This is a genomic window from Tautonia sp. JC769 (assembly GCF_040717455.1).
Taxonomy (GTDB): domain Bacteria; phylum Planctomycetota; class Planctomycetia; order Isosphaerales; family Isosphaeraceae; genus Tautonia.
Window position 1 is genome coordinate 150,946 of sequence record NZ_JBFEFH010000014.1, and the last position, 11,689, is coordinate 162,634.

At 67.7% G+C, this 11,689-nt stretch carries 4 protein-coding genes; 2 read left to right on the forward strand and 2 right to left on the reverse strand.

The window, feature by feature from the left end; all coding sequences use genetic code 11:
- Nucleotides 1-163 precede the first annotated feature (163 nt).
- Both AB1L88_RS15240 and AB1L88_RS15245 read left to right on the forward strand, forming a co-directional pair.
- Complete coding sequence (locus AB1L88_RS15240; RefSeq protein WP_367097528.1) at nt 164-3,901, forward strand: serine/threonine-protein kinase; 3,738 nt, start codon at nt 164-166, stop codon at nt 3,899-3,901.
- 228 nt (nt 3,902-4,129) lie between these two features.
- Nucleotides 4,130-5,296 (forward strand): hypothetical protein, encoded by a 1,167-nt coding sequence (locus AB1L88_RS15245; RefSeq protein WP_367097529.1) that lies wholly within the window; start codon nt 4,130-4,132, stop codon nt 5,294-5,296.
- 218 nt (nt 5,297-5,514) lie between these two features.
- Here AB1L88_RS15245 and AB1L88_RS15250 read toward each other — a convergent pair whose 3' ends face one another.
- Nucleotides 5,515-7,293: a DUF885 domain-containing protein gene (locus AB1L88_RS15250; RefSeq protein WP_367097530.1), complete on the reverse strand. Its 1,779-nt coding sequence runs from the start codon at nt 7,291-7,293 to the stop codon at nt 5,515-5,517.
- A 1,216-nt stretch (nt 7,294-8,509) separates the two neighbouring features.
- Entirely contained in the window at nt 8,510-11,647 is a 3,138-nt protein-coding gene (locus AB1L88_RS15255) for a VCBS repeat-containing protein (protein ID WP_367097531.1), read from the reverse strand.
- Nucleotides 11,648-11,689 lie beyond the last annotated feature (42 nt).

Genomic DNA, 11,689 nt, shown 5'->3' on the forward strand with positions numbered 1-11,689 from the left:
ATCGTGTGTTGTGGGATGATAGACTATCATCGAGAATCGCGTGGCGTCCAGCGAAGGGTATCCCCTCCGATGGAACCCCCCGCCGATTCGCTGGCGTGTCCGAGTCGTCTTCGATCGGTCGATCGCTCCCCCGAGAGCGGCAGCCCCGGACCCCGGCCCTTCCATGTCGATTGCCGATGATGACCGATCGCTCCTGTTCGCGACCCTGGCGGCGCGATCGGGCCTGATCTCGATGTCCGAGCTGGACGAGGCACTCAAACTGTGGGCGGCCGACCGTTCCCGGTTCATCGCCGAGGTGCTCGACGACCTCGGATCGCTCGACGCGAGGAAGAAGGACGCGGTCGAGCAATTGATGCGTCTGCATCTCTCGCAGCATGGCAACGACCCGAGCCGAAGCCTCCGAGCCCTCTCGACCGTGACGGGCCCGGGGCCCTCGGGCCTGGATCGGGACGACCCATGCTCGTATGTGATTGATTGCGAGCCTGGCACCATCGACCCCGACGCGACGGCGATCCCGGGGCTCGAGGGGGGGCCGAAGGGGGACGGGACGGCGAAGGCGGTCGGCGACGGCCGCTTCCAGGTGATTCGGCTGCATGCCAGGGGGGGCCTGGGGGAGGTCCACGTCGCCTACGACACGGAACTCGACCGCGACGTGGCGCTGAAGGAAATCCAGGACCAGTACGCCGACGACCTGGGCAGTCGGACCCGGTTCCTGCTCGAGGCCAGGATTACCGGCAACCTGGAGCATCCGGGGATCGTGCCGGTCTACGCCCTGGGGCGGCACGAGGATGGTCGGCCCTACTACACGATGCGGTTCATCCGGGGCGAGACGCTCCGCGACGCGATCGAGCGCTTCCACCGGAGCGAAGGGCGGCCCAGATCCCGGCGCGACCGGGCCTTGCGCCTTCGGAAGCTGATCGTCCGGTTCCTGGCCGTGTGCGACGCGGTCGACTACGCGCACAGCCGGGGGGTCATCCACCGCGACCTGAAGCCGTCGAACATCCTGCTCGGGCCGCACGGGGAGACCCTGGTGGTCGACTGGGGGCTGGCCCGCCCGCTCGATGACCCGGGGGCGATCGAGGTCCCCGGCGACGGCATGGCGGGGGGCAGCAGCGACGGAGCGAACGGGATCGAGGCGACCGTCGCCATCGGCCCTCCCCCCAGCGCCTTGCGGGGCTCCGGATCGAGCTCGACCGAACAGACCGTGCCCGGCACGGCCGTGGGCACGCCGCACTTCATGGCCCCGGAGCAGGCCATCGGCGACTCGGCGCGGATCGGGCCGACGAGCGATGTGTACAGCCTGGGGGCGACCCTCTCGACGCTCCTGACCGGCCATCCGCCGATCGAGGGGTCGGAGCCGAAGACCATCCTGAAGCGGGTCAGGGCGGGGGAGGTGATCACCCCCCGGTCCCGAGACCGGTCGATCGACCCGGCGCTGGACGCGATCTGCGCGAAGGCGATGGCGTTCGAGCCCGCCGACCGCTACCCGACGGCCCGGGCGCTGGCGGACGACCTGGAACGCTGGCTGGCCGACGAGCCGGTCTCGGCCTGTCGCGATCCGCTCCTGATCCGCCTCGGCCGCTGGTCGAGGCGGCACCAGGTCTGGGTGGCGGGGGTCCTGGCAGCCCTGGTTGTGGCGCTCGGGAGCCTCGGGTTCATCGCGCAGGTCTTGCTCGACCGGCAGCAGGCTCGGCTCGATCGCGAGGTGGCGCTGGGCGAGGCGAGAGAGGCCGATCGGGACGCGGAAGCCGCCCGAGAGGCCGGGCGCCTGCAGCGGTATTACGCGCTGTTCGACCGCCTCCGGCAACGCTCGGCCGACCCCCAGCCCGGCTGGACCTGGCAGGCTCGGGACGAGCTGGCCGAGGCCGCCAGGCTCCGGCCGCGGGGGGATGCGGAGGGGGCCGCCTTGTTGCGGACGATCGCCGCCGGGAGCCTCGGGGCGTTCGACTTCAAGGCGATCGAGGATTTGCTGCCTGGCCTGAATCCGAGCTGTCTCGCGTTCGCCCCGGATGGCCGGACGCTGGCGCTGGGGGAGTTCAAGGCCCAGGGGTTTCTCGTCTGCTCGGTGGTGCTGGTGGACTGGCCGAGCGGGGCGATGCGACGGCGGTTCTCGTTCCCGGCGTCGTTGAAGGACCAGATTCGGGACGGCGGGCAGGACGGGGTCCGTCGGATGACCTTCGATCCCGACGGGCGCTGGCTGGCCGTCGGGACGCGGAGCGGTCGGGTGCACGCCTGGGACCTCGATCAGGAGAGGCCCCGGCGCCTGGTCTGGTCGGCCCACGAGGGGGATGTGCTCGGGCTGGCCTTCGCCTCGGGCGGCGATGCCCCGGCGGTCGTCACCTGCGGTGAGGACGGGGCGCTCCGGCGCTGGCAGGTGGGCGCCGGCCGTCAGGCTCCCGAGGGGCCCGAGGCGGAGTTCCGCGGCGATGCTCCCGTGCGGAGCCTGGCGATCAGTGGGACGGGGTCGCTGGCGAGCGTCGTCGGGACCCGGCTGCATCGGCACGACCCGGAGACGCTGGAGTCGATCGCGGGAGGGCCGGAGGTCGGGGCCGACCGGTTGGCCTGGAGCCCGGACGGCCGGATGCTGGCCGCAGGAGGGCCCGAGGCCATCACCCTGGTGTCGAGCGATCGGTTGCAGGTGGTCCGCCGCCTGATCGACCCGGAGCTGGGGTCGGCGGCCCATCGTCATACGCTCAGCGGGCTGGACTTCCACCCGTCCGGCTCGCTGCTGGCCACCGCCAGCCCCCACGACGACGACCGCCGGATCAAGTTCTGGGAGGCGAACACCGGCCGGATGATCGGATCCATTCACGAGGCCGAGGGGACGGGCTACAACCTGATCGACGTGGCCTTCGCGCCCGAGGGTGGTGAGTTCGTCGCGTCGGGCAAACACCGGGCGATCCGGGTGGCGTTGACGCATCATCCGGCCTACGAGGTGATCGGCCTCGACGAGACGACCGTCGAGGCCCTGGCCGTTTCGCCGGACGGCCGGTCACTGGCGAGGCTCGGCCGATCGGGGGATCTGACCCGGGTCGGTCTCTGGGGCCTCGGGACGCCTGGGCGATTGGCAGGGCTTGATCTGCCGGCCGAGGGGCCGAGGCCCGAGCAGGCCCCGGCCCTGGCGATCGCTCCGGGGGGGGATCGCCTGGCCTGGAGCGGGCCGGGGGGCGGCGTCCTGCTCTGGAGGATCGGCTCGGAGGAGGCGCCCGAATCGATCGCCCTGAAAACGCCGTCGGCCTTGCGGTTTTCGGGCGACGGCCGGCGGCTCTGGGGATTGCTGGACGATCGGACGGAGATCGGCTGCTGGGATTTCGATCGCCGGTCGCAGACGGTCAGTTGGCATGATCGGGTGGCGGAGAGCGTCAGGGGGATGATGACCCTGCCCAGCCTCAGCCTGCGCGAGCCCTGGATTGTGGCCGGGGGCCGCGACGGTTTGACCCGATTGCTCCGGATCGACGCCGGCAAGGTGGTCCTCGTCCGGCAGTGGGACCATGCGGAGGGCCCGGTTCACGCCCTGGCCCTCCGGCCCGACGGGGGGCTGGCGGTCTCGGGCACCTCGGGCGGTTCGCTCGTCACGATCCCGCTGCCGGACGGGGTGCCGTCCCTCGCGGCCGGGGACGCCCATCCGGGAGGGGTCTCGAGCCTGGCGATCAGCCCCGACGGCCGGACCCTGGCCTCGGGGGGATTCGATCGGGCCGTCCGGCTCTGGCGGATCGACGCCCAGGCGCTCCGGCTCGTAGCCACGCTGGGCGAGACGACCGGGGGGATTTTGGACCTCGACTTCGCTCCCGACGGCCGATCGCTGGCCGTGGCGGCCGAAGGAGAGCACGCCGTGCGGCTCTGGCGGCTCGACCGGCTCGAGGCGGCGTGGGACGAGCTGGCGATCGGGGTCGAGGGTTGAGGTCGAGCCCCCAGGGGCCGGCCGCATCCTTCGCAGGCCGCAGACCTTGCCCCGTCGCCCAAAGCGAGGCCGACCGGCACGAGCGGTCCTTCGGGGCCTGACGATCGCCCGGCTCGGTTCGGATGGTCGGCCGGCGCGGCCGATGATGGTTCGGCGACAGGATGGTCTTTTGTCCCCGCTCGGCGATGGTCGCCTCGGGGGCCTGGTCACTCGGAGGAGCGCCGACCCATGGGCTTCCTGAACGGGCGCGTCAGCTATGTGCGGTTCCGGGTCAGCGGCGAGTCCCCCTTGCCGTTCGACGAGGAAATCCTGGAGAAGGCGGCGAATCATGCGATTGGTCGACACGGCGAAGCCGACCCGACCGACGGGGTGCATTTCGGCTGGTCGGGCGGGAACCACGTGCTCGACATGACGTTCGAGTTGGGCAAGAATTCCATCAACGATGCCCTGCACCTGGGCATGAGGATCGACGCGGACAAGATCCCCGGCGACCTGCTCAAGGCGTATACGCAGATTGAGCTGGATGCCCGGGCCTCGCAGAACGCCAGCGGCCGGCCCACCAAGGCCCAGCGGGAAGAGGCCAAGGAGGCCGCCAAGGTGCGGGCCGAGGCCGAGGCCGCCGACGGCCGATACCGGCGCCGGAAGATGCACCCGATCCTCTGGGACGCCCGGACCAACACGGTCTACGCCGGCGCCACGTCGAACGCGGTGCTCGATCGGCTGCTCCCCTTGTTCCGCGAGACGTTCGACCGCACGCTCGAACCTGTGACCGCCGGGGTGCTGGCGTCGTCGATCGCCGCCGAAATGGGGCACGGCGACGCGCTGTACGACTCGGCCCCGCTGGCCCTGTTCGGCGACGGCGACTCGGCGCTCTATTCCTCGATCGCCTGGGCCGAGGCCGACCCGACCAGCCGGGACTACTGGGGCAACGAGTTCCTGCTCTGGCTCTGGCACACGCTCCAGAACGAGGGGGACGTGCTGACCCTGGCCGACGGCTCGGAATGCTCGGTCATGATCTCCAAGACCCTGCAACTGGACTGCCCGAGGGGGGAGACGGGCCGCGACAGCCTCTCGTACGAAGGGCCGACCCGGATGCCCGAGGCGCTCCGCGCCTTGCAGTCGGGCAAGCTCCCCCGCAAGGCCGGCTTGCTGCTCGAACGCCAGGGGGCGACCTTCGATCTGACGATCCAGGCCGAGACGATGGCCGTCTCCGGGGCCGCCTTGCCCAAGGAGGACGGCGTGTCCGGCCGCGAGGCGATCGACGGCCGGATCGACCTGCTCCGCCACCTGACCGAGACGCTCGACCTGCTGTACGGCTGCTATGTCCGCCGCCGGCTCGACTCGTCCTGGAACGGCGAGCTGGGCCGGATCCGCGACTGGCTCCGCGCGGCCTGACCGCTCCGGAGTCGGGGGGAGTCGCACGGCCGATCGCCGCGCGAACGACTCCAAGGGGGCGACACGTCACGCCCAGCTCGGGTCAACCGGCCCGGGCTGGCCGTGTGAGTGTCATGGTCGAGCGGGTCGGCTGCGAGGACGGTCGGATGTCGCTCGATTGAGTCGCCTCGACTCGCTTCGACGTGCTGCCATCGGGTGTCGATCGCGAGGGACAAGGCTCATTCCGCGGCCGGGGCCATGTCGAGCGATTTCCGCACCAGTTCCGGGAGATATTTGACCGGCAAGGTGCCGTGCGAGAGCGTCGCCTCGTGAAAGCGAGCGAGGTCGAAGGCGTCTCCCTGCTCGCGTTGGATGGCCTGACGGAGGCGGTGGAAGGCGACGCGGCCGACGAAGTAGGTGGAGAGCTGCGCCGACGACTGCTTGGATCGGATGACCTTGCCGGCGGCCTCGCCCTCGGTCTGGAAGGCCCGGTCCATGAGCAGGCTCATGGCCTCGTCGTCGGTCATGGAGCGGGCGTGCATCTCGTGGTCGAGGATCGCATTGACGACGGCTCGCAGGTAGAATTTGAGTTGTTGCATGCGCAATTTCAGGTCGCCGAGGCCGAAGCCCTCGTCGAGCATCATCCGCTCGGTGTAGACGGCCCACCCCTCGGCGAAGGTGCCGGACGACAGGACGCGACGGATCAGCGACGGGCAGCGGTTCGAGTATTCGAGCTGGACGTAATGGCCGGGGTAGGCTTCGTGGATGGTGAGGATCTGGAGCATCCGGGCGTTGTACTCGCGGAGGAAGCTGGCGACGCGGTCGTCGTCCCAGTCGCCCGGCGGCGGGCTGATGGCGTATTCGCTGCGCCCCTCGGGGTCGAGCGGGGGGGCGGGGTTGAGGTAGGCGACCGAGTTCCCCCGCATGAACTCGGGCATCTCGATGATCGCACAGCGATCGGGCTCGGGGAGACCGAGGATGTCCCGCTCATCGATGAACGCCTTGATGGAGGCGACCGTGGCCCTGGCATCGGTGACGAGCGATTCGGGGGATCCGTGCTCCTGACCGATCTGCTCCAGGACCTCTCGAATCAGGGTGCGGCGCCCGTCGGGGTCGTCGGGAGGGACCGGGATCCCCGGGAACATGTCCCACCAGAGTTGCCGGGCGATCACGGCCATCTCCTGCTCGACCCGCTCGGCCTCGGCCGTCGCCTCGGCGAGGACCTCGGCGGCGGTCAGGCCGGAATTCAGCTCGCGAGCGACCTTCTCGGCGAACAGTTCGGGGCCGATGCGCCAGTCATCGCCCGCGTCGGGGAGCAGCTCGTTCGTGAGGAAATCGAGATAGGTTTGCAAGGCCTCGGCGGCGTCGGCGGCGACTTCGGCGAGTTCCCCCTCCCCCTGGGGTTGGTTGGCGAACACGAACACATCGTCCGTATAGAATCCGATCGCCCCTCGGGTCTGGAGGATGGCGGTCTCGACCTTGACCCGGGGCGCCCCGGTGAGGGTTTGCTTCGCGGTCTCGACGATCCGGGGCACGGCCTTGATTCGCTCGATCGCGTTGGCCAGGTTCTCGGCCTCGGGAAGGGTCGATTGCGTGAGCAGCAGGTAGACGCCCTCGGTGGTGTAGCCGACATAGGTCCTGGGGTCGTCTTCGAACGGTTCGAAGTGCTCGGCAAGCCAGAGGGCGTACTCCAGATGATGACGGAAGATTTCGAAGTCGATCTGACCGTCCCGGCTGAGTGCCTCGTAGTCGACCCGATCGGGTAACCGGTCCAGGAACCTGCGATCGCGCTCGACCCAGGCGGCCCTGGACTCGGCCGAGAGGTCTTCGAGCCGATCGTCGAAGCGATGATCGCCCAGTCGCGTCGCGGTGAGCGGTTCGTGCGAGAACCAGGCGTCGAGGTAGTCCTGGAACAGTGATTCCAGGGCGGCGTCCGCTGGCTCCTGTGCCCAGGCCGGGGCGGGGGCCAGGGCCAGCACTCCCAGGATGATCCAGGCGAGGCGTACGGTCACGGTCATCGTCGATGTACTCCTCAGGCTCGGAGGGATCAGACCTCGGCGATCTGTCCGGTCGGCGGGACGGCGGCTGTGCCGCGACTCGCGATGCAGGGGCGAGATCAATCCGGGTCGGACGCCGCGAGAGTCTCCCTCCATGGGCGACTCGCCGGCGCCCGCCGCCGAGCATCGTCGCGTGGGACGCGGATCGCGTCAACCGCCTGGTGCTCGTGCTGTCAGCCCCCAAGAGAATTGTCCGGTGTTTGGCCCCAAGAGAGATGTCCGGTCGATGCGATCTTCAGGCCAAGCCCGGAGGTCACCATGAACCCCGATCGGATTGTCATAAGTCAACGTGATCGCGAGACCCTCACCGTCCTCCGCCCGGTCCTCGACGGCCACCGCTCCCAGGCCGAGACCGGGCAAGGCGGCCAGGGCGCGATCGGACCGGGCCAGGCGGGCCGGCCAGCGGCGTGGCTGGCCTTCCGAGACGCTCAGCCCGTAAGGAATCGCCACGGTCAAGACGTGCAAGACCTTTCTGGCGACCTGGCGACCTAACGGCCAGCCGGCGGCGTGATCCGGGTGATGCCGGTCGATGAGCGGGCCGGCTGGCGGGCGCACTCCTGTGCGGACACCGCGGCGAGCGTGGTCGACATCCTGGGATCGATGGCCGACGGCTTGAGCCTGGAGATCGCCTTTCGCGAGGGCAAGCAGGTCGTGGGAGCCGGGCGGCAGCAGGTGCGCTCCTCCTGGACGAATGTCGGGGCGTTCCCCCCCTGGCTGTGGCCGTTCACCTCGGCCGAGGCGTGTGCCTGGGACCGGGAGGAGGAGGATTCGGTGGACCGCTCGGCCTCGCCGTGGGACGGGGCATCACGCCGACCGAGCCACGCGGAGAGGCGTCGGTCGTACCGGGCGAGGAGATTCGAGCGACTCCACGCCCGGGGGCGAGCGACTCGGAAATTCAGGCCACGGCCGAGAGGCTGCTCAGCCCGGCCGCATCGGAGGGACGAAGCCCCGGCACGTACAGGTTGAGGAGTGGCGGGCCGGACAGGGGTAATCGAGCGGGGAGCAGCAATTTCTATAGCGACCCCAAGATGCTCGGTCTCTTGGGGTGTGCGGCGATGTGGGGTTCGTTCACGAGACCCGTCAACCCGGTTTTGGCCGATGGGTTGCGTGGGCCCTCCAGGTGTCCTCGGCGGCCGACCAGCGATGGGATCGCTGGTCGGCCGTTCGTCAGCTTCGCTCAGGAGTCGGAAGCGAGGTCGGGTAGCAATCGATCAACCAGCGAGGGAAGGAGGTCAAGGCGATTGCCGTGGCGAGCGCTTGCGGTTGCGGTCGCAGCGCCGTCTCCCTGGGTCGCATCGATGCGGAACCGCAAGGGGCTGAGCACGGGAACTCCTCGCCCCCCCGTCGGGTCGAAGCGGACGGTTCGGGGAATCCCGAAGGGCTGGCCGTTCGTTTGGGCCGCGTCGAGGGTCCAGTCGCCCGTGGAGGGATTGAAGACCGTGTAGCTGGGACGTCCGTAGCCTTCGTAGTCGGCCACGGCGGCGATTTCCCCTGCAATTCCATAGGTGACCAGGAAGCCGTTGGCGAAGGTCGTCGGGCCGCCCGATGAGGGCAGGGTGAACCACTGGGCGAAGCCGGGGGCGAGGTCGCTGCGCGATCGGAAGGCGACGATGTCGGCGCGACCGTCGTTGTTGAAGTCGGCGACTGAGGGTTGGTCGGTATTGCCCGAGGCTCCGAATTCGTAACGGAAAGCCCCATCCCGCTCGCTGAACTTTAGGTCATTGAAGCTAGACGGGAGGACGAACCACTGGGCGCCATCGAGAACGCCGTTGGCGACGTCCTCTGCGGTCCGTTCGGGGCGGAAAGTGACGATGTCGGCCCGGCCGTCGCCGTCGAGGTCGGCCGGGGCCGGAAGGTCAAGCCCACCTGGTGCGCCGAACGCGACATCGAAGGCTCCTAATCTGGTCTGGGGTCCGTCGGGGTTTGAGGTCGACGGCAGGATGAACCACTCGGCGGCTCCAGGGGTTCGATCGCTGGAGGCACGGAACGTGGCGATGTCGGTGATGCCGTCGCCATCGAAGTCGGCCGGAGCGGGGCGGTCGAGGTTACCTGCTGCTCCAAACAGGACATCTCGACGCTCGTTGTTGCTGCCGGAGAACAGTAAGACCCAGTTCGTGGCATTCGGCACGGAACCATTCCCGGCAATGGCGTACGGGTCACTCACGGCGATGTCGCTGATGCCGTCGCCGTCGAAGTCGCCGACGACCGGCACGGAGTTGCGTCCGATGTCGGAGAGTTCGATCTGTTGAGTCTGGCCGTCGGAGGAGCGGCGGATCGAGAAGACACCGACCCCTCGATTCTCGTCGTAGTGATACAGGGCCAGGTCGGCCCGACCGTCGCCGTCGTAGTCCCCCTCGACCTCGATTTGCTGCCGGGATTCGGTGATCTGGACGGTCTCCCGCGTGCCGACAGGGTAGTTCGAATCGTTCGAGGCGGAGACTTCCACGACCACCGGGAACGGTGCCGGATTGGAAGGCGTCCCATCATAGACCCCGGTGACGGTCACGGTACGCGGGACGTTCCAGTTGGCCGGGGTGAAGGTCAATGTGGTGACATCGACTTCGGCCTGAGACGGATTCCCGGAGGAGAGGGCGAATGTCACATTGCCCGTCGGTTGCGAGTCGAGTGCGACGGTGAAGGTGCGCGTGTGATTCTGCCCCGGGACCCGGTTGATGGCCAGGTTCGATTGCGAGAGGTTGACGCCGGCCGTGTCGTCGTTCCTGTTCGCAATCGAAACAACTGGCATCGCGAGCCCGTCGAAGTCCGGGTCATCGCTGCGGGCGAGGCCGGTAATCTGGTAGACGATGTTGAAATCGGCGACATCATCGTCAACACCCCGGACCGTGATCTCCTGCGGGATCGACCAGTTCGTCTCGGTGAAGGTGAGCGACGATTGGAGCAGTACGCCTTCCGACGTGTCGGAGCTGGTGAAGTCGACCGTGACCGGGGCAGTGGGTCTTGCCCCGAGCCGGACGGAGAAGGTGGCCGTTTTGCCCTCCTCGTTCGTGGAGAGATTCGAGGGCGGTGACGGAAGTATGGCGATAGAATTGTTGTCGACGTTGACGACGGGGATCTCCTCCAACTCCTTCCCATCGAAATTCGGGTCGTCGCTCGTGGTCTTCCCGCGGATGAAGTAGGTGATGTTGCCGTCGGCGTTGTCGTCATTGACGCCCCGGACGGTCACTGGTTGCAGGGTGTTCCAGTTCGCTGCCGTGAAGATCAGGGACGATTGGACGGGTTCCCCTTCCGACGGATCGGAGCTGGAGAAATTCACCGTGACCGGTGCCGTCGGCCGAGAGCTGAGGCTGACGTAGAACTGGGCCGTGTTCCCGTCCTCGGAGGTCGTCAGGCTTGAGGGTCTGTCCACGAGGATCTCGGCGGTGTCGAGGTCCTGATTGACAACCGTGACTTCCGGGAACGGCCAGCCGTCGAACATGCGATCGTTACTGGAAATGGTCCCACGGATCGTGAACGTGGTGTTGCCGTCGAATTGATTGTCAGGCTGGCCCGTGACCGTGATCCTGCGCGGCTCGAACCAGTTGGCTGGGGTGAACGTGATGGCCAATTGCGAAAGGTCCGCTTCGCCCGGTTTCGTATTGGTGAGGTTGATCGTGACCGACGCGGTCGGCCGCCGAGTCAGTAGAACATCGAAGAAGCCTTGTTTGCCCGACTCGTCGATTTCCACGATGGAATCCGACTCGACGCTGACATTGGAGGCCGAGGAGCCGAGATTCCTCACCAGCACGTCGGCCACGATGCGCCCGTCGTAGAGATCGTCGTCACTGATTGCCGCGGAGGTGATGATCGAGTAATCGGCTTCATCTTCCGAGGAGCTCTCGATCGTCACGACCTGGGGAACGTTCCAGTTCCCAGGAAGAAAGGTGAGCGACTCGACATTCGGACTGCCGATCGACGGGTTCGAGCTGGTCAGGTTGATGGTGACCGGCGCTGTTGGGACGCTCTCCAGGCGGACGGTGAAGGTTGCCGTCTTAACGGGTGTTGTAATGAGGCCGGAACGGGGCAAAACGAGCACGCCGGGCGCCGCATTCACAGAATTCGTGAGTGGGGGATTGAAGCGTACACGTGGCCGATCGGGATCGTCTTCCTGATGGGTGATCTTGCCCTCGATCAGGATCGGATCGGAGGATCCCCAGTAATTTGACCTCAGATCGATTTCCGTACTCGAAGGGCCGTCGGCGAACACCTGAGATTGGTTGAAGTGATTTCCTGAAATATCTATATTTGCGCCACTGTGAATTGTGGTGCTCGTATTGAAGATGCTCCTCCGGATCGAGCTCGTCGAGCCCTCGTTCAAGACCAGCCCATGGAGGCCGAAAGTCGTGTTGTCGCTCGTCGA

Excerpts from the sequence above, each read along its gene's own strand:
- AB1L88_RS15240 (WP_367097528.1), top strand. The coding sequence starts at position 164 with ATGTCGATTGCCGATGATGACCGATCGCTCCTGTTCGCGACCCTGGCG.
- AB1L88_RS15245 (WP_367097529.1), top strand. The coding sequence starts at position 4,130 with ATGGGCTTCCTGAACGGGCGCGTCAGCTATGTGCGGTTCCGGGTCAGC.
- AB1L88_RS15250 (WP_367097530.1), bottom strand. The coding sequence starts at position 7,293 with ATGACCGTGACCGTACGCCTCGCCTGGATCATCCTGGGAGTGCTGGCC.